The organism is Anabaenopsis elenkinii CCIBt3563 (assembly GCF_015245355.1).
GTDB classification, from domain to species: domain Bacteria; phylum Cyanobacteriota; class Cyanobacteriia; order Cyanobacteriales; family Nostocaceae; genus Anabaenopsis; species Anabaenopsis elenkinii.
Map to the genome: position 1 here is coordinate 43,248 of NZ_CP063311.1, position 23,293 is coordinate 66,540.

A 23,293-nucleotide genomic window follows, 5' to 3' on the forward strand; every position below is an offset into this window, starting at 1 on the left:
TTTTTTATTTCCCCGGTGACAAAAATAACATATTTTTTTGTATTACACTATACATTATTGATTATTTTTAGATTAGCATATATATTTATTTATTCTGGGTTTAAAAAAATTTCCTAGTTCGGAGTTTGAGTTCCATGGTGATGACGAAAGCCAATGAAAACAAAAATTTCTGGACATAACTCTCAAATCTGATTAAGAATTATCAACGTTTTGGCACAATATATTTATATGATTTATATGCCCAGTCAATCTTTTACAAGAAACTTGTCTAATCAAACTGCTAGCTCATTATTGACATTGGCCGTTAGTCCAGGAAAGGTAATTCGTGGTTGTGGCGTTTTACAGTCAGCAGCGGTAGAAATTTCCCGCTGGGGAACTCGTCCCTTATTAGTGGTGGGTAATTCTACTGTGACTATGGCTCAAAAGAGTCTACAACCAATGTTAGCCCAGGAAAATTTAGTCACAGCCGTAAAGAGTTATGGTGCAGACTGCTGTGAAGCTAGTTTACAAGGTTTAAGGACAGCAGCCCAGGAACACCAAGCTGATGTGGTGATTGGTTTTGGTGGGGGTAAAGCTTTGGATACAGCTAAGTTGGTCGCCCATCAGTTGCGGTTACCAGTGGTGACAATTCCCACATCTGCGGCTACCTGCGCCGCTTGGACTGCTCTGTCTAATGTCTATTCGGAAACCGGGGCTTTCCTCTATGATGTGGCTCTGTCTAACTGTCCTGATTTATTAATACTTGACTATGATTTAATTCAAACAGCACCACAACATACATTAGTCGCAGGAATTGGGGATGCGATCGCTAAATGGTATGAAGCATCAGTCAGCAGTGGTAATTCTCAACAAACTTTAATTATTGCCGCAGTGCAACAAGCGCGAGTTTTACGAGATATACTGTTGCAAAAGTCAGGTACCGCCCTCAAAGCACCAGGTGGTGAGGTTTGGCAAGAAGTGGTAGATGCTACAGTTTTACTGGCTGGGGTGATTGGGGGGCTAGGAGGGGCGCAGTGTCGCACGGTGGCGGCTCATGCGGTACATAATGGGTTAACTCACATCCCTGGACACGGTAGTATACATGGTGAAAAAGTTGCCTACGGTATTTTGGTGCAGTTGCGTTTAGAAGAAATGTTACAAAACAATCAACTGGCAGCATCGGCGCGGCAACAGTTGTTAAAGTTCTATGCAGACATTGGACTGCCGCGAAATTTGGATGATTTAGGTTTAGGCAATATCACATTAAAAGAGTTACAAACAGCTGGGGAAATTAGTTTAGCTCCCCAGTCTGACATCCATCGACTCCCGTTTAAGGTGTCCATAGAAAATTTGATGGCTGCAATGGTTTCTACCACCGCACCAACGGATAGTAGAGAGGTGATTAATCGTGTCTCCACCAGGGGAATGAATGAAGAGGTTTTAGAATGAGCTTGAATTGGATTAACCCCGCACAACGGATACAACAGCTACCGCCTTATGTATTTGCTCGTTTAGATGAGTTGAAGGCTAAAGCGCGAGAACAAGGCCTTGATTTAATTGATTTGGGGATGGGAAACCCAGATGGTGCAACACCACAACCAGTGGTGGAAGCAGCAATGGCGGCTTTACAAAATCCCGCCAACCACGGTTATCCGCCTTTTGAAGGTACTGCTAGTTTCCGCCGTGCCATCACTAATTGGTACCATCGCCGCTATAATGTGGTTTTAGATCCCGATAGTGAGGCTTTACCTCTACTGGGATCTAAGGAAGGATTAGCCCATTTAGCGATCGCCTATATTAATCCTGGTGATGTAGTTCTGGTTCCTTCCCCCGCCTATCCCGCCCATTTTCGCGGTCCGTTAATAGCTGGGGGAAAAATTCACAGTTTAATTCTCAAACCAGAGAATAACTGGTTAATTGATTTAGCTGCAATTCCCGATGCAGTTGCACAACAAGCCAAAATCCTCTATTTTAACTATCCCAGTAATCCCACCGCCGCCACCGCCCCCCGGGAATTCTTTGAGGACATCGTAGCTTTTGCGCGCAAATATGAAATTCTGCTGGTGCATGACTTATGCTACGCCGAGTTAGCTTTTGATGGTTATCAACCCACTAGTTTGTTAGAAATTCCCGGAGCTAAGGAAATTGGGGTTGAGTTCCACACTTTATCTAAAACCTACAATATGGCTGGTTGGCGAGTGGGTTTTGTGGTGGGGAACCGTCATGTAATTCAAGGTTTGCGCACCCTCAAAACTAACTTGGATTATGGTATTTTCGCCGCTTTGCAAACCGCAGCCCAAACAGCTTTGGAACTACCAGATGTCTACCTACATCAAGTACAGCAACGCTACCGCACCCGCAGAGATTTTCTCATCAGCGGTTTAGAAAAATTGGGCTGGGATATCCCCAAAACCAAAGCCACTATGTATCTATGGGTAAAGTGTCCCGTGGGTATGGGTTCTACGGATTTTGCCTTGGATGTCTTGCAACAAACTGGCGTGGTTGTTACCCCTGGTAATGCCTTTGGGACTGCTGGTGAAGGCTATGTTAGGATCAGCTTGATTGCCGAGTGCGATCGCTTGGGTGAAGCTTTGCACAGGTTAAAACAAGCTGGTATCCGCTATCAACCCGAAACCGTAGTCTCTGGTTCAAAATAGAGAAAATCACTGATGTCTACCCCCTCTGCTACCAATTCTCATTTAATTGTTGCCGGTTTTCATGCTCTTTCTGACCCCATCAGGATTAATGCGGTAGAACTGCTACGAAACCGGGAACAGTGTGTATGTGACTTGTGCGATACCTTGGGGGTAAGTCAGTCAAAACTATCTTTTCACCTCAAAACTCTCAAAGAAGCAGGCTTAGTCAAAGCCCGTCAAGAAGGACGCTGGATTTATTACAGTTTGAATTTGAGCCAATTCGCTGTTTTAGAAACATATTTAGGAGAATATAGCCGTTTAGGAGAAATATCTCCCGCCCGGACTTGCGATGATTTTTCCTGATACATCAAGTTTTATTGATTAATTTTTGTATACAGCAGCCCCCTAGGGATTGACATATCAATTTTTTTTGAAATGATATAAAAATAACCCTTTGGGAGTTAAATATGTATGAGAGTTCGTGTAGGAATCAACGGATTCGGTAGAATTGGTAGGCTGGCTCTACGGGCTGGGTGGGGTTGGCCAGAATTAGATTTTGTGCATATCAACGAAATTAAAGGCGGTGCGGTAACAGCAGCACACTTATTAAAGTTTGATTCTGTCCATGGACGTTGGCCACTAGAAGTAAAAGCAGATTCTGAAAGTGTTTTAATAAACGACAAAAATCTTAGATTCAGTGATTATGCTGAACCAGGCGCAGTTCCCTGGGATGACTTGGGTGTTGATTTGGTCTTGGAATGTTCCGGTAAATTCCGCACTCCTCAAACCCTCGACCCCTATTTTAAAAGGGGAGTACAAAAAGTAATTGTCGCCGCTCCGGTAAAGGAACAAGCCTTAAATATAGTCATGGGGGTAAATGACCATCTTTATGACCCCCAAAAGCATCACCTGCTCACTGCTGCTTCTTGTACTACTAACTGTTTAGCTCCAGTAGTCAAGGTAATTCATGAAGGTTTAGGTATTAAGCATGGCATCATTACTACCATCCATGACCAGACTAACACTCAAACCATTGTTGATGCACCCCATAAAGATTTACGCCGAGCGCGAGCTACAAGTTTATCTCTAATTCCGACTACAACCGGTTCAGCAACAGCCATTGGGCTAATTTATCCCGAACTTAACGGTAAGCTCAACGGTGTGGCGGTGCGAGTCCCATTACTGAATGCTTCTTTAACAGATTGTGTGTTTGAAGTTGTCAGACCTACGACAGTAGATGAAATTAATAGCTTGTTGAAAGCAGCTTCGGAACAAGAACCTCTTAAAGGTATTTTAGGCTACGAAGAGCGTCCTTTAGTATCCATTGATTACAAAGATGATCCTCGTTCTTCTATTATTGATGCTCTTTCTACAATGGTGGTGGATGAAACTCAAGTCAAAATCCTGGCTTGGTATGACAATGAATGGGGTTACGCGAATCGGATGGTTGAATTAGCGCGTAAGGTTGCATTGAGTTATTAGTCATTTACCTGAGTCCAAGGAAATCTGCTGTAACAATCTTTCTCCCTACTCCGCAATTTATGACATCTTCTACAGCTTCTGGCGCTAATCTCAAGAATTATATTCTTGTTACCCTAGCCTATTGGGGTTTTACTATCACTGATGGTGCTTTGCGAATGCTGGTACTACTCTATTTTGATAGTATTGGCTATACTCCCTTACAAATTGCCTTTTTATTTCTGTTCTATGAAATCTTCGGCGTTATTACCAACTTGTTAGGCGGTTGGATTGGTTCCCAATTGGGTTTAAAGGTAACTCTTTATACGGGTATTGGCTTACAGGTTTTTTCTTTAGTCATGCTATCATGGCTGAATCCCAATTGGGCGCAGTGGATGGCGGTGGGTTATGTGATGGTAGCCCAGGCCTTTTCCGGGATTGCTAAAGATTTAACTAAAATGAGTTCTAAGAGTGCTATTCGCTTGGTGGTACCCCAGGAGGCTCAGTCATCTTTATTTAAGTGGGTGGCGGTATTAACAGGTTCCAAGAATGCACTTAAAGGGGTAGGCTTTTTTGTTGGTAGTGTGCTGTTGTCTTCTTTTGGCTTTACCTCTTCCCTGTTAATTATGGCTGGGGGACTGTTCTTAATTATGTTTAGCGGGTTGATGTTACCTCGGGGTATGGGTAAAATCAAAGCCAAAGTTAAGTTTAGCCAACTGTTTTCTAAGAGCAAAGAAATTAATATTCTCTCAGCTGCGAGATTTTTTCTGTTTGGTTCCCGGGATGTGTGGTTTGTTGTCGGGTTACCAGTGTTTTTACGGGGGACTTTAGGCTGGTCGTTCTATCAAGTAGGTGGTTTCTTGGCTTGTTGGGTGATTGGTTATGGTGTGATTCAGTTTTTAGCGCCCACCCTGATCCAGCGCTTTGGTTCTGGTCAACCACCGAAATCCCAGACTATCCAGTTTTGGACATTTACCCTCACAGCAGTTCCCGCAGCGATCGCCTTAGCTTTACAATTGGGCGTCCCTGGTAACATCGCCATTATTGGGGGACTGCTTGTCTTTGGTGTAGTTTTTGCTTTTAACTCAGCAGTCCACTCCTACCTAGTGTTAGCGTTCACTGATGACGATAAGGTCGCCATCAACGTTGGCTTCTACTATATGGCTAACTCCGGGGGTCGATTAGCTGGTACAGTGTTATCAGGGTTGGTGTTTCAATATTTTAACTTAGTAGGTTGTCTGTGGACATCCATGTTATTAGTCTTAGCAGCCGGACTAGTCTCCCTCAAACTACCAGACCCGAAACCACTCAAGGGATACCCAGAGAAAACTGGAGGTGGAGATTGACTACAAATCAACACAGTGATCAAACCCCGCTAAAAGCCGGGAGTAACCTGAGTTTTTTTGAGAAATACTTGACTGTTTGGGTATTTTTGTGCATCTTAGCCGGAATTGCACTAGGGAGGTTATTTCCTGGGGTGGCGATCGCACTGGATGCAATGAGTATTTATCAAGTTTCCCTACCCATTGCAGTGTGTCTATTCTTCATGATGTATCCCATCATGGTAAAAATTGACTTTACCCAAGCTGTGAATGCTGTGCGCGCCCCTAAACCTGTAATTCTCACCTTAATAGTTAACTGGTTAATTAAACCATTCACAATGGTGGTATTTGCGCAGTTTTTCTTGGGTTGGTTATTTCGTCCATTGATTACAGGTACAGAATTACTGCGTGGGAGGGAAGCAGAAATAGTTAATTCCTACATCGCCGGGACAATTTTATTAGGAATCGCTCCCTGTACCGCCATGGTGTTGATGTGGGGATATCTATCCTACGGTAACCAGGGACATACCTTAGTCATGGTGGCAGTAAATTCACTATTAATGCTATTTTTGTATGCACCCTTGGGTAGGTGGTTACTAGCAGCGAATGATTTAATAGTACCTTGGCAGACCATAGTTTTATCTGTAATTATTTATGTTGGTTTGCCTTTAGTGGTAGGAATGTACAGCCGTTATTGGATTTTTCAACACAAAGGTAGACAGTGGTTTGAAAGGCGGTTTTTAAAGTATCTCACTCCAGTTGCTATTACTGCTTTGTTAATTACTTTAGTCTTGCTATTTGCCTTTAAGGGTGAAGTGATTGTTGAGAATCCCTTGCACATTTTGTTAATTGCTGTACCCCTATTTATTCAAACTAATTTCATTTTCTTGATTAGTTATGTGGCAGCATTAAAACTGAATATATCTTATGAAGATGCCGCACCAGCTGCATTAATTGGAGCTAGTAATCACTTTGAAGTTGCTATTGCTACAGCTGTGATGTTGTTTGGCTTAAATTCCGGTGCTGCATTGGCCACGGTGGTAGGTGTGTTAATCGAGGTTCCAGTGATGTTGATGTTGGTTAAAATTTGTCAGCGCACAGCGGTTTGGTTCCCTAGGGAGCCAGAAAAAGCTACATTAACAGATCCACGCTGTATTAGTAGTGAGGATTTGATTTGACGGTAAAATACTCAATCAAAATTAAACTTAAACAGCTAAAAACTTTTGAATCACATCCTGGCTCAGTTCTGTGGTGAAACCAGAGGCGACAATACCACCTTTTTGCATGGCGTAATAGTAATCAGCCTGACGGACAAAGTGTAAGTGTTGTTCTACTAATAACACAGAAATGCCTTTGGTTTCTACGATGCGACGTACTGCGGCTTCAATTTCCAGGATGATTGAGGGTTGTATACCTTCGGTGGGTTCATCTAAGACGAGTAACTGTGGTTCTCCCATTAAAGCACGGGCGATCGCTAATTGTTGTTGTTGTCCACCGCTCAGGTCACCACCCATCCGGGATAACATGGTTTTCAACACCGGAAATAAGCTAAAAACTTCTTCAGAAATTTCGGCTTTTCTTGATTGTTTCTGTCTAGCTTCTAACCCTAGAAGTAAATTTTCTCTGACGGTCAACCGGGGGATGATTTCTCGTCCTTGAGGAACATAACCAATTCCCATTTTTGCCCTTTGGTCTGGAGATTTGGAGTTGATTAATTCTCCATTGAAGTTAATTGTACCGCTGCGGGGTGAGAGTAACCCCATAATTGTTTTAAGTAGGGTGGTTTTACCTACGCCATTACGTCCAATTAAGCAGATCATTTGTCCTGCTGGTACGCTTAAATCTACGTTGCGTAAAATATGGCTTTCACCGTAGTAAACGTTAAGTTGAGAAATTTTTAGCATCAGTTTTTTGATTCTCAATGGCAGTTATGATTTATTCACCCTCCAGACCTCGGGGTTAAGAGGTTGTTTGTCAAGTCATGATTAGTGTATCAACTATTGTTTTACCCCACCCTAACCCTCCCCTTGTAAGGCTATCCATTACCCGGATCTTTCTTAACATTCGTGAGAGTGATCGCTCGCAAACCCCCAAACCTTAATCCTCCGTTGATGATTCTCAATAAAATAAGGGTTTTATCAAGAAGAATAAGGTACATTTTGTCAAGAGTAGGGAAATTTTCAAGCGTTGAAACCGTTGCGACATAAATGTTTCAAGATTGTTAAGAAAGATGTGAGTAATGGATAGCCTTGTAAGGGGAGGGGACTGGATTTTATTGTTTTTTGTGTGTTCCCCAATCCTTCCGGTGTTCCCTGTTCCGGTGTTCCCTGTTCCCTAAGATAACAATTACCTGTTGAAAACTTATCAAACAACCTCTAAACAACAGCAGTTTTATTCTGACTGTTCTCCTAAATATACTTGGATCACACGGGGGTCATTTTGGACTTGTGCAAAACTCCCCTGACATAGTACGGAACCTTCATGTAATACTGTTACCGTCTTGGCAATTTGGCGCACAAATTCCATATCGTGTTCAATGACTAGAATTGAATGGCTTTGGGCGAGTGTTAATAGTAGTTGTCCGATATTATAGGTCTCTTCGTCCGTTAACCCTGCAACTGGTTCATCCACTAGTAATAAGTCGGGGGACTGTGCTACTAACATCCCAATTTCTAAACGTTGCTTTTCTCCGTGGGAGAGTAAACCGGCGGGAATGTCTGCTTTAGGGGTTAAACCAACTGTTTCTAATAAGCCTTTAATACTATTGTTTTCCGTAGGATGAGGGGGATTAAATAGGGTGGAAAATACATTTTTGTGGCGGTTAATAGTAATTTCTAGGTTTTCCCGGGGGGTTAAGTTTAAGTAGATTCGGGGTGTTTGGAATTTTCGCCCAATTCCTAAGCGGGCGATTTTATGTTCAGGTAAAGAACGCAGATTTTTACCTTTGAATAAAACTCTCCCAATGGTTGGTTGTACTTTCCCGGTAATTACATCCAGAAAGGTGGTTTTTCCCGCACCGTTGGGGCCAATTACTACCCGCAACTCTCCCGCATCCATGCTAAAGTTGAGTTGATTGATAGCTTTAAAACCATCAAAACTGACGGTGACATTTTCAGTTTCCAAGATTTTCGCGTTCATGTTGCACCTCTGGGTCTGCTTCTAAGTTGGGATATGTGGCGATTTTGCGAGGGCGATGGAAAAAAGGAATCTGTTGCTTTTTTAACCATCCCATGAGACCGTCAGGTAAGACTGTGACGACTATTAAAAATAGTGCGCCTTGAAAAAATAGCCAAATTTCCGCAAATTGTTCACTTAAAAAAGTGCGTGCATAATTGACTAATAAAGTACCGACTATCGCCCCGGTTAAGGTAGCGCGTCCCCCCACCGCCACCCAAATCACCATTTCAATAGAAAACCCAATATCCATGGTTCGGGGTGATACAGACCCACTTTGAAGTGTATAAAACGCCCCTGCTATCCCGGCGATCGCACCGGAGACCGCAAACACTAAAACTTTAAATTCTGTGGGGTTATAGCCAGAAAATCGCACCCGACTTTCATCATCTCGAATAGCGATTAATAATCGCCCAAAGCGTCCACTTGTCAACCAGCGACAAATCCCATAGGTGAAGGCGAGAACAATTACCGTCAGGGTATAGAAAATGAATTGGGTTTGGGAGTCACTGACATTTACCCCAAATAAGGTTCTAAAACCTGTGAGTCCGTTAGTACCGTTAAACAGTTTTTGTTGACCATTAAAGAAGTTAAAAAATATAATCACTGCTGCTTGGGTCAATATGGAAAAATAAACCCCCTTGAGGCGATTACGAAATACTAAGTATCCTAATAATCCCGCTAGTAAGCCAGGAATCAACACTACCGCCACGGTAGCGACGGGAAAAGAGTAGAAAGGATACCACAACCAAGGAAGTTCTTTCACTCCATACAACCCCATAAAATCAGGTAATTCATCGGGGGGGACTTGGAGTTTGAGGTACATTGCGATCGCATATCCCCCCAAACCGAAGAAAATCCCATGTCCCAAACTCAGCAACCCGGTATAACCCCAGATTAAATCCAGACCCAAAGCCACAATGGCCAGGGACAAAAACCGCCCCAGTAGATTCAACCGGAACCCCGACAGCATTGCTGGTATAATTAAAATCAGGAACAGTGCGATCGCCACTACCACCCCAATCTCAATTAAAATTAACCGTCCTCCCTTCCGAATCATCCTCTGTGTCCTTTCTGGTTTAAACATCAACAGTACGACCTTTCTGAGGAAAAATACCCCCAGGCTTCCACTGTAAAAACGCGATAATCAGTGCAAACACTAACACCTTGGCCATACTTGTAGTCGCAAAGAAATTCAACAAATCGGCTAAAGGTTGAATAGGAGATAACACCAAACCTAGAGTCCCAGAACCAATTAAGAAATTAGCCGTACCAATTCCCAAAGCCGCCATAATAGTTCCTGCTAGATTCCCCACACCACCGACCACTACCACCATAAAGGTATCAATAATATAATTTTGTCCGGTGTTTGGCCCTACAGAACCCAGTAAACTAATAGCACAACCAGCCACACCAGCCAACCCCGAACCCAGAGCGAAGGTAATAGCATCAACTTTTTGAGTAGGGATACCCAAACAAGCACTCATACTGCGATTTTGGGTCACAGCACGAATCCTTAATCCCCAGTTAGAACGCTGTAAAAATAGATAAATTCCGGCTACACAAATTATTGTCAAAGCCATAATAAACAAGCGAGCAAATGGTAATTGGATACCACCTACAGACATTCCCCCTTGCAACCAACTAGGAGCCGTCACATCTACATTTTGAGCGCCAAACCAAGGTTGACTAAATACCTGTTGCTCACTCAATAAATTTCCCATTGTTATTGTTATTCCCAGAGATAGTAACAACAACAATCCTACAAACCATTTACTAACTTTACCCCCACTACTCCGAGCATTTAAAATCCGTAAACCTCCAAAAAACAACAGACAAAATAGGAATATACCAATTACTAATAACCAATTCACACTGCGAACCAACTGTTGAAAAATTAAACTCACCCCCCAAGTAGCGAGGAGAGTTTCTAAAGGTCGTCCATACAGATAACGAATCACGCCCCGTTCTAACACTAACCCCACAAGAGCAGTGGATAGAAAAGCAATAATCAAAGCCAAAAATATATAAAAATCAAACCACACTCCGCCCAACTCTTTGCAGCCATTTTGTACCACAAAAGTGGCATAAGCTCCCAACATCATCAATTCACCATGGGCCATATTAATCACGCCCATCAAACCAAATATAATGGCTAGTCCCAAAGCAGCAATTAATAATACTGCCCCAATACTAATACCATTAAATAAAGCTTCTAAGACACCTATTAACACTTATTTATCCTCAAGAAATATCAATAGTCAATAAGTATTGACTATTGACCATTAACTTAAACTTGCTTGTACTTACCACCTTTAGCTGGGTCTGACCAATCACAGCCAAATCCTTGAGTTTCTTGGACAAATTGATTCCAGGGAATTGGTTCTACTGGTGCAGGGGTAGCATAGACAATATTAAATAACCCATCTTGTCTCACTTGACCAATGCGGACAATTTTAGACAAGTGATGATTGGCGTTCATAGTCACCTTACCTTCTGGCGCATCTAGAGTTTGACCATAGGCCGCAGCGCGAACCTTATCTATGTCAGTTGTCCCAGCTTTTTCTACCGCTTGTTTCCATAAATAAACGGCGACGTATGCTGCTTCCATGGGGTCGTTAATTACCCGGTCTGCACCATACTCTTGTTTAAAAGCTTCTACAAACTTTTTATTTGCAGGTGTGTCTACTGTTTGAAAGTAATTCCAAGCTGCATAGTGACCTTGGAGATATTCAACACCAATGGCTTTAACTTCCTCTTCTGCAATACTTACAGACATAGAGGGATATTTATCTGCTGTTAATCCAGCCCCTTTTAATTGTTTAAAAAATGCCACATTGCTGTCACCATTGAGGGTGTTATAAATTACCCCACCATTGGGTAAAGCTTGCCTAATTTTAGAGATGATAGGTGTAACTTCTACGTTACCAAGTGGTAAATAATCCTCACCCACAGTTTTTCCACCTAAAGCCTGCAATTGAGCCTTAATAATGGTGTTTGCAGTCCGGGGAAAAACGTAGTCAGAACCAACTAAAAAGAATTCTTTGCCTTTATTTTTCAACATCCAATCAACAGATGGTTCAATTTGTTGATTGGGAGCCGCACCAGTATAGAAAATGTTTTTAGAACATTCTTGACCCTCATACTGTACCGGGTACCAGAGCATATGGTCTTTACTCTCAAACACCGGTTTAACATTTTTGCGACTAGCAGAAGTCCAACAACCAAAAATGACAACAGTTTGATCTTGATCAATTAGTTTGGTAGCCTTTTCTCTAAAAGTATCCCAGTTAGAAGCCCCATCTTCAGTAATCGCCTGAATTTGTTTACCTAACACACCACCAGCAGCATTAATTTCTTTAATTGCTAATCTTTCAGCATCAACAACGCTTCTTTCACTGATGGCCATTGTCCCGCTCAGGGAGTGTAAAATACCTACTTTAATGGTGTCACCGCTATCAGTAGCAGTGGGTGAGTTATTCCCGCAAGCCTTGAGCAAAACGCTAGTACCGATAGTTGCAGAACTATAAAGTAAAAACTTCCTTCGGTTAAATTGTTTACCCATATTTTGGTGATTTTGTTACACTATCAGATTTGATGTTAGTTCGACACTTTACCATGAAAAAGTTATCTACTATACAAAATTTTAATAAGTTTAAATTGATTGCTGCTGAGTAAGGTACACTCTTAGCGGGCAGGATGCCTACCCCACAATAGTTTTACAATTAATAGCTGTATTTTATCTAGGTAGAAACTGCTGTATTACCAAACCAAAAGCGCCCATCCGGTAGGAAGGGCGCTTTAATCAAGCAGAGAAAGTATTATTTAAGTTTCTGAACCTGAATCTCTTAGCCGTTGATTGCAGGAGCAGTCAAAGCAACAGGAGCAACTTCACCAGCAGCCAAGTCTAAGGGGAAGTTGTGAGCGTTACGCTCGTGCATTACTTCCATACCCAGGTTAGCGCGGTTGATGACATCAGCCCAGGTAGCGATGACGCGACCTTGAGAGTCAATTACTGATTGGTTGAAGTTGAAACCGTTCAAGTTGAACGCCATGGTGCTTACACCCAGTGCGGTAAACCAGATACCAATTACAGGCCAAGCAGCTAGGAAGAAGTGTAGTGAACGGCTGTTGTTGAAGGAAGCGTATTGGAAGATTAAGCGACCAAAGTAACCGTGAGCAGCTACAATGTTGTAGGTTTCTTCTTCTTGTCCGAACTTGTAACCGTAGTTTTGAGATTCGGTTTCGGTTGTTTCACGTACTAAGGAGGAAGTTACCAAGGAACCGTGCATTGCAGAGAACAGAGAACCACCGAATACACCAGCTACACCTAACATATGGAAGGGGTGCATCAAGATGTTGTGTTCTGCTTGGAACACAATCATGAAGTTGAAGGTTCCAGAGATACCTAAAGGCATACCATCAGAGAATGAACCTTGACCGATGGGGTAGATGAGGAATACTGCGGTAGCAGATGCCAAAGGTGCAGAGTAAGCTACACAGATCCAAGGACGCATTCCCAAGCGGTAAGATAGTTCCCACTGACGACCTAGGTAGCAAGCGCAACCAATCAGGAAGTGGAAAATTACCAACTGGTAAGGACCACCGTTGTACAACCACTCATCTAAGGAAGCTGCTTCCCAAATGGGGTAGAAGTGTAAGCCGATGGCGTTGGAGGAAGGAACAACTGCACCAGAGATGATGTTGTTTCCGTAAATTAAGGAGCCAGCTACTGGTTCGCGGATACCATCGATGTCTACGGGGGGAGCAGCGATGAAGGCGATGATGAAGCAGGTGGTAGCAGCTAGGAGGGTGGGTATCATGAGGACGCCGAACCAACCGATGTAAATCCGGTTATCGGTGCTGGTGATCCATTCGCAAAAGCGATCCCATACGTTGGCGCTTTGGCGCTGTTGTAAGGTTGTGGTCATTTGTTTATGATTGCGGTTATGTATGTATGAATCAGACAGGTTTGTTTTCTGTCTATGAGACTACTTTACAATTGTTTACAAATGTTTGGCAAGGGGTATTTTTTTAATAAAAATTATGCTTGATGTAAGTTTTACTTATCATTAGTTCAATTCAAGAGGAGGATCTTAAGGAAAAAGGTATACTCAATCAAACTGTCATCGCATCTAATTAGTAGTCAAGATGAACCAAAGCTATAAATATCGATTTAGCTGGTTTGACTGGTTTTGTTTATGGTATCCTCCCGGTTGGCTGATCTTATTTAATCGCCACTGGCAACATTACTATACAGATCCTGATGGTTGGCGGGGGCTAGAATATCTACTGTTCTTAATTCCTGGGGGATTTTATCTAGCTTTTTTGATGCGGTGGTTGCGTTTGGGTTGTCGTTCACCCAGAAATGATCTGGCGGAATTTAACCCCAAGTATCAAGAGGCATTTCGGGAAGAAGTGCTGAATCCCATTGTAAAATATTATTTTCGGGCAAAATTGCAGCGAATCGAGAACTTACCCAGCACAGGTCCGATAATTGTAGCGATGAATCATGCGGGGATGTGTTTTCCCTGGGACTTTATCTGTTTGGGTTATTTATTAGGGGAAGCGCGGGGTTGGAGAGTACAACCGTTAGCGGGGGTATCATTGTTTGAACATCCTTGGGTGGTGTGGTGGTTACCGTCGCAATGGTCACGGGTTTTGGGTGCTGTGCGAGCTAACAGGAATGACTTTGAAACAGCGATCGCCCAGGGTAAAACCTTATTATACGCTCCCGAAGGATTACGCGGACCTCTCAAAGGTTGGAGTCAACGCTATCAACTGCAAAAATTCGATATCAGTTTTATGGAACTGAGCGATCGCTATCAAGTGCCAATTTTGCCAGTTTTGTGTATTGGTAATGAATCATTGCATCCCTGGACAGTCAACATCAAGAAACTGCAAAAAATATTTAAACTACCCTTCCTACCGATATCACCATTAATAATTGTTCTAATTATATTTCCCTCCATGGGAGTCTGGGCGATGAGAACCCAGCTTAATTACTTTATCCAACCTTTAGAAACAATCAAACCAGTGCAAAAACGTAAAGCCATCTATGAGCAAGCACAACAGCTGCGAAAAAAACTACAAATGCAAATAAAAAACTTGAGGTTTAACTTCCGAAACGGTAGCCTTTCCCGTAAACAGTATGAATGAGTGGTTGTTCTTTCCCTAGTTCAATTTTCCGCCGCAGTAGGCGAATCAAAGCAGCGATCACATTACTATTTGGCTGTTCTTGATCTTGGTGCCAGAGATTTTGTAAAATCTGGGTATGGGTCAGTAGGTTGCCTGTATTTTCCATAAAGTATTTTAGCAGTTGAGTTTCTTTTTGAGATAACTCAATCACCCGTCCTTGACGATAAGCCACTTGATTTTGATAATCTAGTTGTAAATCAGCCACAATCAAGCGTCCCAGGGTGGTTTCATGGGTGGGGGAACCAGCACGACGTAACAAAGCCCTAACTCGTGCTAATAATTCTCGCAGTTCAAAGGGTTTGACTAAATAATCATCAGCACCTGCATCTAAACCTTGTACGCGGTCATCTAGAGTATCTTTAGCTGTGAGAAATAGTACAGGGGTAGTTTTACCTTGGCGGCGCAACTCCTGACAAATCTCTAAACCTGTTTTCCCTGGTAGCATCCAATCTAAAATCAGTAAATCATAAGTAGCTGCCGTGGCAAATTGCCTACCAAGGACACCATCATAAGCTACATCGACACTGTAACCCTCCCGGGTTAACACGCGACTTAAGGGGTCAGTAAGTTCAATTTCATCGTCAACTAATAAAATTCTCATGCTGCTTGTGGTAAGCAATCAAGATATTCTCAAGATAAATTAACTGTCAAAAAGAAAATGTTCACTGTAGCATTGCCCAAAGGGGAACTACTCAAAAATAGCATCCGCCTCCTCAAGTCTGTAGGATTGGATTTTAGCGCTTTTTTAGATTCTGGAATGCGTCAACTGCAAATTCCCGACGCTAGTGGGCGAGCAACAGGGCTACTGGTGCGGGGTCAAGATGTACCTGTATATGTAGAATATGGTCAGGCACAGTTGGGGATTATTGGTTATGATGTGCTGCGGGAGAAAAAACCCCAAGTTGCACATTTAGTTGATTTACAGTTTGGTCATTGCCGAATGTCGGTGGCTGTAAAAGCATCTAGTGCCTATAAATCACCTTTAGATTTACCTCCCCATGGTCGAGTTGCTTCTAAGTATGTTAATTGCGCTCGTGAATATTTCCACAGTCTGGATCTACCCATAGAAATTGTACCCCTGTATGGTTCAGTAGAACTAGGCCCGATTACAGGAATGTCAGAGGCGATTGTCGATTTAGTTTCTACCGGGCGGACTCTACGGGAGAATGGTTTAGTAGAAATTACCACTTTGTATGAAAGTACGGCGCGGTTGATTGCTCATCCTTTAAGTTACCGTCTTAACACGGGTAACTTGCATCAATTAGTGGAACAACTGCGCCAAGAAGTGGCTGTAACTGTAGTTTAATATCAGTAATCTCCAGGATGTTTTAATCATTCTGGAGTAATTATTTATTCGGTAGGGCAGAGATTTCCTCTGCGGCCATCGCACCAACCCCTAACAATCACCTCATAGCTTTCACAGTGTATACCCGTTGATATGTTGTTAATATCTATACATTGAAATTTTTCCCAAGGAATATCTTCAATGGCACCACACCGACTACAGTAAAAGTGATGATGGGGTTCTACATTGGCATCATAGCGACAAACCCCCTCTTCTAGTAATACCTCCCGGACAAGGCCCACCTCTCGCAGAGCTTGTAGAGAACTGTAAATAGTCGCCTGGGATGACACGGGAAACTCTTTGTTGATATCCGCCAGGATGGTCTCAACTGTAGGGTGATCACACCGAGATAACAAATTTGCATAAACTGCAAACCTCTGAGGAGTCACCCTCAAACCTTTAGATTTCAAGGTTTGAATAATTGTGTGTGCCTCTTGCTGCATATTTACTGCTACATTTTGCATTTTAACGATGTCCCTATTATAGTCACCGCCACTAATAAATTAGTATTATGTGTTCACTAATTGAATATTTAAGTATTTATAACTATTGAAATTTTCCTAAATAAGAATTATTCTGAGATAATTCTAAGTGATGATAATATTACTATGGCTGTGATCGAAAAAGTTCCCAATGTTGTCTTCAAAACCCGGGTGCGTGACGAGTCCATTGGTGGCCCCAACCCCTTCCGTTGGCAAGACCGCACCACACAAGATATTTTTGGTGGTAAGCGTGTAGTAGTATTTTCACTACCTGGAGCTTTTACCCCCACCTGCTCCACATCTCACCTCCCCCGCTATGAAGAACTATATGACCAATTCAAAGCCCTGGGTATTGATGAAGTCATTTGTGTATCTGTAAATGATGCCTTTGTTATGTTCCAATGGGGTAAACAACAGGGGGCTGATAAGGTATTTTTATTACCCGATGGCAATGGGGAATTTACCCGGAAAATGGGGATGTTAGTTGATAAGTCTAACCTGGGCTTTGGTCTGCGGTCTTGGCGCTACTCAATGGTAGTGAATGACTGCAAAATTGAAAAGATTTTCATTGAGGCTGGTTACGAAGATAACTGTCCTACAGACCCATTTGAAGTTTCCGATGCAGACACCATGCTGAATTACCTCAAAGGAGCCTAAAACTCCTACTGGTGTGTAATATTTTAAGGGACTGGGAATTGGGCATTGCCCTTTCCCCAGATGGAAATCTAAAATTTGAGGGACACATGAGTTACGATTTCGACTTATTTGTAATTGGTGCTGGGTCTGGTGGTATTGCCACCGCTAGACGAGCGGCGGAATATGGAGCTAAGGTAGGGGTGGCTGAGTTTGACCGACTGGGCGGAACCTGCGTAAATCGTGGCTGTGTCCCTAAAAAGTTAATGGTCTATGCATCCCATTTTCCTGACTTGTTTGCAGAAGCTCAAGGATATGGTTGGAGTGCGGTGGAAAGTTCCCTGGACTGGGAAAAGATGATCACGGCGGTTAACAATGAAGTAACTCGCCTCAATGGTATTTATCAAAAGATGCTGGATAATTCCCAAGTGGAAGTCTGGGAAGGATACGGTACCTTTATTGATGCTCATACAATTCAGGTGGGGGAGCGTCAAGTTACTGCTGATAAAGTTTTAATTGCAGTAGGTGGTTATCCTATTAAGCCCGATATTCCCGGAATTGAACACGCTATTACTTCCGATGATATTTTTCATTTGCAGGAAAAACCTCAACGCATAGTGATTTTAGGGGGGGGATACATCGGTTCAGAATTTGCTTGTATTCTCAATGGTATGGGTAGCGAAGTTACCCAGATAATTCGTCATGACAAGATTTTGCGTGGTTTTGATGAAGATTTACGCAATGAAATTCAGGAAGGAATGGGTAAGCATGGTATTCAAATTCTCCCCAATTCCCAATTGACTGCTATAGAAAAAACCCCAGAGGGTATTAACGTTAGAATCCGTCGGGGTGATGAGGAGGAGGAAACGGTAGTTGTGGATGTGGTGAGTTTAGCAGCTACTGGTCGTAAACCCAACACGCAAAAGTTAGGTTTAGAAAATACTCAGGTTCAGCTCGATAGTAAAGGCGCGATTATTGTAGATCAATACAGTCAAACTACGGAAGAAAATATCTATGCGGTAGGAGATTGTACAGATAATATTAATTTAACTCCTGTGGCGATTAATGAGGGGCGAGCCTTTGCAGATACGGTATTTGGTAATAAGTGCCGTAGGATGAGTTACGAAAATGTACCTACAGCAATTTTTACTACTCCAGAGGCGGCAACGGTTGGCTTAACTGAGGCACAGGCCAGGGCAAAATATGGTAATGCGATTAAAGTTTACCGCAGTCGCTTTAGACCAATGTATTATACATTGCCTGGTAAGGATGAAAAAACCATGATGAAATTAGTGGTTGATCAAAGTAATAACAAGGTTTTAGGGGCCCATATGGTGGGTAATAGCGCTGCTGAAATTATACAAGGAGTGGCGATCGCCCTGAAGATGGGTGCTACTAAAGCTGATTTTGATGCCACCGTCGGTATTCATCCCACCTCTGCTGAGGAATTTGTCACCATGCGATAGGTTATTAGTTGGGTCAAAGGCCCCACCCACGAGGGGATGGGGTTTTACGCCCGATCAATAAATCTTCACCCTTGACATAGTACTACTATTAATACTAATATAAAGAAGTTAATACCAACTTGCTGTTTAAAGCTGTCATTACGTTATTAACGATTAAAAAAAACGTATGGCACAAATAGAGAAACTCCTTGCTCAATTAAGAAACAATCCTCAGAATGTCAACTTTGCCGATTTAGTCAAGGTTTGCAATCATTATTTTGGAGAACCCAGACAGCAAGCAACAAGCCATTGTGTTTATAAAACACCCTGGTCTGGAAATCCGCGCATTAACATTCAAGAAAAAAATGGCAAAGCAAAGGTTTATCAGGTAAAGCAGGTTTTGGACGCGATTGAAAAAATTGAGGAAATGAAAGATGGTTAACCACGACCACTACACCTATAGAGTTACTTGGTCAACGGAGGATCAAGAATTTGTGGGACTGTGTGCTGAATTTCCAGGTCTATCTTATCTCCACGAAAATCGTTCTACTGCACTTGAAGGTATTACAAACTTGGTAAAAGATGTAGTAGCTGATATGGCGGCGAATAATGAGAGGATTCCAGAACCCATTGCAGAAAGAAGCTACAGTGGTAAATTTCAAGTTCGTATTCCTCCTGAGCTTCACCGTAGATTAGTTATAGAAGCAGCTGAGGAAAATGTCAGCTTAAATCGCTATATCAGCCTGAAACTGGCATCCTAAATTATACAAGAATTATACAAGGAGTGGCGATCGCCCTGAAGATGGGTGCTACCAAGGCTGATTTTGATCCCACCGTCGGTATTCATCCCACCTCGGCTGAGGAATTTGTTACCATGCGATAGGTTATTAGTTGAATAAATTTACACACTGCCTTAGAACAGAATATCTTATAGGGCAGTTTTTTTTACTTGATTTGTGGAGATATGCAGTATATTATATAACTAATAGTATTTACTAAGACTATGTTATCCATATCTCTTGAGTCTGTACCCCTGGCTAACTTTTTTGGCTTCATCGCACTGATAGCTTACATATTGACTTTAACGCCTAGCATATTCAAAACTGTTTTCCCCAAAACGCGCCAAAACCAAACCTTACGTTGGTTAGGAAAAAAACGGCGAATTATTGGTATTGCATCCTATGTTTTAGCTTGCAGTCATGGTTTACTGATAGTGTTTAAACACAATATTGATTTCTTAAATCCTCTTACTTATATTCATTACTTTCAAGGAATATTCTCATTTTTTATTCTAACTTTACTAGCAATTACTTCTAATGATTGGAGTGTCAAACTATTAAAAAAGAAATGGCAGAATATGCACAGATTAACTTACCTGCTCATCTTTATCCTTCCCTGGCATATCTTAGATAAAATGTCATAATCTTGGAGTTATTTAACTCCATTATCAGTATTGATTGGCTTTATTATTATGTGTTTATTCATTCAAAGAGTAATTATAGACTGGAAAAGACATCTACAGCCATAGCCAGGATTTTTCTGGCGTTAACTATATGCTCCTCAGACACTTGAGGATGTTCCCCATTAGTTGTAATTATTAATTCTCCAATAGCATCCTGGGCGTGTTCATTGAGAGAATCAATTAATAAACTGGGCGTGGTACTGTTGGCTTGGGCGATTTCCTCAATAGTTACCAGGGGATGCTCTTGTTCTACTATAGCTTTTAACGCCTGAATTTCATGGTTGGGGAGGATTTCTAAAAGTTTCTGCCATTGTTCAGGTAAAATCTCAGATGTATTGATTGTCTTTACAGAATCAATTAACTCCGTAAAAGGAAACACATCATTGCCATCTTCATGGCAATTTTCAGGTGATAGTTCTGGATTCAATGTTTCTGGTTGTTGAAGTAATTCCCATACTTGGCTTTGTAATGAGTCTCTTTCTGCTTGCAATAAGGAGAGTTCTGATGTGATCTGCTGTAATTCTGATTGCTTTTGGTTGATTTGACTTTCTAGGTAATTGAGATTTTCGGCTAAATTTTCCGTTTCAGTTTTGGTAGATAATAATAATTGTTTTTGCTCGTTAATCTGTGTTTCTAGTGCTTGGATTTCAGTTCGCAGTTCATACATTTTTTCCTCTAGTTGGGGTTTGAGTCTATCTAGCAGAGTCACATTATTCTCAAGCTCTTTTTTTTCTTCCTGGAGTTGAGAAATTTGATTCTGCAACTGCATAATTTCAGCACGAAAGCTATTACAATTCAACTCCAGACGACGTTTTTCGGTTGTCATTTGAGAGCAAGTATGATGCAGTTCTATTTTGTTTTGTTCCAAACTTTCTATTTGAGCAGTTAGGTTAATGGTGTCGGTTTCTAACTGCTTTTTCTGGGATGCAAATATGCCTATATCTCTATGAACTTTATCTCTTTGAGTGCGAGATTCTAAGATTTGATTCTCCAAGCTCTGTGAATCAGCGTACAATAGGTTACGTATCTCTTCTATTTGATTAACTTCCTTAACCAGGCGGCGTTTTAGTCCTTCCAATTCTTTAATGCGCTGGCGATTAGAATTTAAAATCATCATTTCATAATTGCTGCGGCGTCTATCTATAAATAATGTGGCTGCATAGGTAGAAATTATAGTAATTATACCGGTGATTAAGGCTTGGTTAAAATTCCACTGTGGTACAAGACTAATGCCAAAGCTGACACTAAAAGCAATGATACCTAGAATATATCGATTGCTGATGATTGCAGATTGCATATTTGGTTTTTTCAGGGTACTTGAGTTGTCAGGATAGGTATGTTTTAATGTCATTACTACTAAGCAATATGATTGTGAAATATCTAACTTTAACTATTGGTGGATTTTAGGGTTTACTAGAACAAAATATCACCAGAGAATTAATTTCATATTAAAAGTAAACAAAGATGAGCATAGGAGCTTGTCATCGATTTTCAGTGATTATTTCATGGATGTTTAATTGTACTAACTATCGAGTTGATGTGTATGGGGATGAGATACTGTCAAATCTGCTTTTAAGAAATCAATAAACTGCCGTGCTGTACGTCCAGAACGACCATTGTGGCGGGTTGCCCACTGTAATGCTTGATATTCTAAATCTTCTGGAGTAATATCAATTTGGGCTTGTGCCGCTAGATGTTGAACAATTTTTAAATAAGTATCCTGATCTGCTGGTGCAAAAGTGAGAGTGATACCAAAGCGATCGCTAAAAGAAAGCTTTTCCTGCATTGTATCCCAGGAGTGGATTTCGTCATGATCTTTGGGGGTAGGTCTGTCTGCAAAAAACTCGCGAATTAAGTGGCGACGGTTGGAAGTAGCATAAACCACCACATTTTGGGGACGTGCAGTCAAGTTACCTTCCAAAACTACCTTAAGTGCTTTAAAAGCATCATCATCTTCTTCAAAGGAAAGGTCATCAACAAAGATAATAAATTTTTGTGGTACTCCCCGCAACTGCTCGACAATTTTGGGCAAATTGTGCAAATCAGATTTTGCGACTTCCACCAAGCGTAGATGGCGATCGCCATACTCATTTAACAAAGCTTTGACCAGAGAAGATTTCCCCGACCCCCGACTACCATAAAGTAGTATATGCTGTGCCACTTCCCCTGATAATAAAAACTCTGTATTTTTGATTAAAGTTTCTTGTTGAGACTCGTAACCCACTAAAGTGTTCAGGTTGATCGGGTCAGGGTGCTTGATACCCACAAACTTACCTTCTTGCCAGCGCAAAGCATGATACTCTACAAATAAGCCTGTGCCAAACTGACGATAATGAGCTGCCAAATCTTCCACAGCATCGCCCCAATTATCTAACTTTTGTAGCAGAAATTTGAATTTTGTCTCTATACTGATGTTTTGTTCTGTGTACCAGACAATAGGTGAAATGGGTAACTGGGCTACAGTTTGCACCCACTCGCTCAAAGAAGCACTACTACATTCATAAAGATTCTGCAACACCTGTAAATCATGCTCCACTGCGGCTAGTAATGCCCGGGGTAAATCCTCAAAGTCTTGCTGTTGAGACAGTTTACTAAAAGGATTCTCGCTACGGAGAATTTGACTAATTAGGTAGTCTTCCCAATTTTGATGTTGAGCACTTAAGGCATAAAAATAACTGCCATAAGCTTTAAGACAAGTCCGTGCATCAGCATCAGTGTAACGTATAGCTAGCAACAGGTCAAGGAATGCCATCCCCACTTCGCTTTCCAGCACAGATTGGTAGAGTAAAAGTGATGCTGCTTGACATTGGAGAAATTGAACCTGGCTATGACTATAGGATGAATTACGTGGCATCGCTAGATTATCCATCAATTAACGGGGGAGTTGAGATCAGTTGCTATGGTCAATTGTCTGCTAACCCTGGTAGTAAGTCAAAATCTACATGGCTGTTAACATAGACCCGGTGAATGTGAATGTGTGATCTTTGTCTACCCTGAAACCGATTCCTCCGGGATATATTATTAATCTTTGATTTGCTGAAAATATCCGGTTTTTTGTCCTTGGTGATGATCTATAAAAATAGGGCTGTATATAATTTTTATGGTTTTGAGGATTCTGGTGCTTCTAGTTTAGATATTGAGAATCATAATTAGTCTTAG

At 41.7% G+C, this 23,293-nt stretch carries 23 protein-coding genes and 1 pseudogene; 14 read left to right on the forward strand and 10 right to left on the reverse strand.

Annotation, left to right across the window (positions count from 1 at the left end; translation table 11 throughout):
* Positions 1 to 237: 237 nt before the first annotated feature.
* The 6 genes from IM676_RS00220 to arsB all read left to right on the forward strand — a co-directional run bounded on the left by IM676_RS00220 (position 238) and on the right by arsB (position 6,573).
* Positions 238 to 1,428, forward strand: coding sequence for an iron-containing alcohol dehydrogenase family protein (locus tag IM676_RS00220; RefSeq protein WP_200988450.1), 1,191 nt, complete (start codon positions 238 to 240; stop codon positions 1,426 to 1,428).
* The gene (locus IM676_RS00225) at positions 1,425 to 2,636 is read left to right on the forward strand and encodes an aspartate aminotransferase (RefSeq protein WP_200988451.1); all 1,212 of its coding nucleotides are present in this window, start codon (positions 1,425 to 1,427) and stop codon (positions 2,634 to 2,636) included. Before IM676_RS00220 ends, IM676_RS00225 begins: the two co-directional genes overlap by 4 nt.
* A 12-nt stretch (positions 2,637 to 2,648) precedes the next feature.
* Complete coding sequence (locus IM676_RS00230) at positions 2,649 to 2,978, forward strand: ArsR/SmtB family transcription factor (protein WP_200988452.1); 330 nt, start codon at positions 2,649 to 2,651, stop codon at positions 2,976 to 2,978.
* 108 nt (positions 2,979 to 3,086) lie between these two features.
* On the forward strand, positions 3,087 to 4,097 hold the full coding sequence (locus tag IM676_RS00235; protein ID WP_200988453.1) for an ArsJ-associated glyceraldehyde-3-phosphate dehydrogenase: 1,011 nt from the start codon (positions 3,087 to 3,089) through the stop codon (positions 4,095 to 4,097).
* Positions 4,098 to 4,156: 59 nt separating this feature from the next.
* Positions 4,157 to 5,419: an organoarsenical effux MFS transporter ArsJ gene (gene arsJ, locus IM676_RS00240; protein WP_200988454.1), complete on the forward strand. Its 1,263-nt coding sequence runs from the start codon at positions 4,157 to 4,159 to the stop codon at positions 5,417 to 5,419.
* A complete protein-coding gene (gene arsB, locus IM676_RS00245; RefSeq protein WP_200988455.1) occupies positions 5,416 to 6,573 on the forward strand; it encodes an ACR3 family arsenite efflux transporter in 1,158 nt (385 codons plus the stop codon). The genes arsJ and arsB overlap by 4 nt, the downstream gene beginning before the upstream one ends.
* 27 nt (positions 6,574 to 6,600) lie before the next feature.
* On the opposite strand, the gene urtE is transcribed toward arsB, so the two are convergent.
* From urtE to psbA, 6 genes are all read right to left on the reverse strand, one after another.
* The gene (gene urtE / locus IM676_RS00250) at positions 6,601 to 7,299 is read right to left on the reverse strand and encodes an urea ABC transporter ATP-binding subunit UrtE (protein ID WP_200988456.1); all 699 of its coding nucleotides are present in this window, start codon (positions 7,297 to 7,299) and stop codon (positions 6,601 to 6,603) included.
* A gap of 487 nt (positions 7,300 to 7,786) precedes the next feature.
* Positions 7,787 to 8,533 (reverse strand): urea ABC transporter ATP-binding protein UrtD, encoded by a 747-nt coding sequence (gene urtD, locus IM676_RS00255; protein WP_200988457.1) that lies wholly within the window; start codon positions 8,531 to 8,533, stop codon positions 7,787 to 7,789.
* Positions 8,508 to 9,629, reverse strand: a complete 1,122-nt coding sequence (gene urtC / locus IM676_RS00260; RefSeq protein WP_225880416.1) for an urea ABC transporter permease subunit UrtC — start codon at positions 9,627 to 9,629, stop codon at positions 8,508 to 8,510. The genes urtD and urtC overlap by 26 nt, the downstream gene beginning before the upstream one ends.
* A gap of 19 nt (positions 9,630 to 9,648) precedes the next feature.
* Positions 9,649 to 10,803, reverse strand: coding sequence for an ABC transporter permease subunit (locus IM676_RS00265; protein ID WP_200988459.1), 1,155 nt, complete (start codon positions 10,801 to 10,803; stop codon positions 9,649 to 9,651).
* A 56-nt stretch (positions 10,804 to 10,859) separates the two neighbouring features.
* Complete coding sequence (gene urtA / locus IM676_RS00270) at positions 10,860 to 12,134, reverse strand: urea ABC transporter substrate-binding protein (RefSeq protein WP_200988460.1); 1,275 nt, start codon at positions 12,132 to 12,134, stop codon at positions 10,860 to 10,862.
* A gap of 283 nt (positions 12,135 to 12,417) precedes the next feature.
* The gene (gene psbA, locus IM676_RS00275; RefSeq protein WP_200987021.1) at positions 12,418 to 13,500 is read right to left on the reverse strand and encodes a photosystem II q(b) protein; all 1,083 of its coding nucleotides are present in this window, start codon (positions 13,498 to 13,500) and stop codon (positions 12,418 to 12,420) included.
* Between the two features lie 220 nt (positions 13,501 to 13,720).
* Here psbA and IM676_RS00280 point away from each other — a divergent pair, with 220 nt between their 5' ends.
* Complete coding sequence (locus tag IM676_RS00280; protein ID WP_200988461.1) at positions 13,721 to 14,728, forward strand: 1-acyl-sn-glycerol-3-phosphate acyltransferase; 1,008 nt, start codon at positions 13,721 to 13,723, stop codon at positions 14,726 to 14,728.
* Here IM676_RS00280 and rppA read toward each other — a convergent pair.
* Entirely contained in the window at positions 14,685 to 15,368 is a 684-nt protein-coding gene (gene rppA / locus IM676_RS00285) for a two-component system response regulator RppA (RefSeq protein ID WP_200988462.1), read from the reverse strand. The genes IM676_RS00280 and rppA overlap by 44 nt on opposite strands.
* Positions 15,369 to 15,425: 57 nt before the next feature.
* Between rppA and hisG the strand changes: the two genes are divergently transcribed.
* The gene (gene hisG, locus IM676_RS00290) at positions 15,426 to 16,073 is read left to right on the forward strand and encodes an ATP phosphoribosyltransferase (RefSeq protein WP_200988463.1); all 648 of its coding nucleotides are present in this window, start codon (positions 15,426 to 15,428) and stop codon (positions 16,071 to 16,073) included.
* 44 nt (positions 16,074 to 16,117) lie between these two features.
* On the opposite strand, the gene IM676_RS00295 is transcribed toward hisG, so the two are convergent.
* Entirely contained in the window at positions 16,118 to 16,555 is a 438-nt protein-coding gene (locus tag IM676_RS00295) for a Fur family transcriptional regulator (protein ID WP_200990013.1), read from the reverse strand.
* A 165-nt stretch (positions 16,556 to 16,720) separates the two neighbouring features.
* Here IM676_RS00295 and IM676_RS00300 point away from each other — a divergent pair, with 165 nt between their 5' ends.
* From IM676_RS00300 to IM676_RS00325, 6 genes and pseudogenes are all read left to right on the forward strand, one after another.
* A complete protein-coding gene (locus IM676_RS00300) occupies positions 16,721 to 17,251 on the forward strand; it encodes a peroxiredoxin (protein ID WP_200988464.1) in 531 nt (176 codons plus the stop codon).
* A gap of 86 nt (positions 17,252 to 17,337) precedes the next feature.
* Positions 17,338 to 18,693 carry a glutathione-disulfide reductase gene (gene gor, locus IM676_RS00305; protein ID WP_200988465.1) on the forward strand — a complete coding sequence of 452 codons (1,356 nt, stop codon included), beginning with the start codon at positions 17,338 to 17,340 and terminating at the stop codon, positions 18,691 to 18,693.
* A 166-nt stretch (positions 18,694 to 18,859) separates the two neighbouring features.
* Entirely contained in the window at positions 18,860 to 19,114 is a 255-nt protein-coding gene (locus IM676_RS00310) for a toxin HicA (RefSeq protein WP_200988466.1), read from the forward strand.
* Complete coding sequence (locus IM676_RS00315) at positions 19,107 to 19,433, forward strand: type II toxin-antitoxin system HicB family antitoxin (protein WP_200988467.1); 327 nt, start codon at positions 19,107 to 19,109, stop codon at positions 19,431 to 19,433. Before IM676_RS00310 ends, IM676_RS00315 begins: the two co-directional genes overlap by 8 nt.
* Positions 19,433 to 19,555 (forward strand): annotated as a pseudogene (locus tag IM676_RS00320) (hypothetical protein); the annotation flags it as partial. The gene IM676_RS00315 and the pseudogene IM676_RS00320, both read left to right, overlap by 1 nt.
* A 120-nt stretch (positions 19,556 to 19,675) precedes the next feature.
* A complete protein-coding gene (locus IM676_RS00325) occupies positions 19,676 to 20,095 on the forward strand; it encodes a ferric reductase-like transmembrane domain-containing protein (protein WP_200988468.1) in 420 nt (139 codons plus the stop codon).
* 73 nt (positions 20,096 to 20,168) lie between these two features.
* Here IM676_RS00325 and IM676_RS00330 read toward each other — a convergent pair whose 3' ends face one another.
* Together IM676_RS00330 and IM676_RS00335 are read right to left on the reverse strand one after the other, a co-directional pair.
* Positions 20,169 to 21,431, reverse strand: coding sequence for a tellurite resistance TerB C-terminal domain-containing protein (locus tag IM676_RS00330; RefSeq protein WP_200988469.1), 1,263 nt, complete (start codon positions 21,429 to 21,431; stop codon positions 20,169 to 20,171).
* A gap of 225 nt (positions 21,432 to 21,656) precedes the next feature.
* Positions 21,657 to 23,003, reverse strand: a complete 1,347-nt coding sequence (locus IM676_RS00335; RefSeq protein ID WP_200988470.1) for an ATP-binding protein — start codon at positions 23,001 to 23,003, stop codon at positions 21,657 to 21,659.
* Between the last annotated feature and the right edge of the window lie 290 nt (positions 23,004 to 23,293).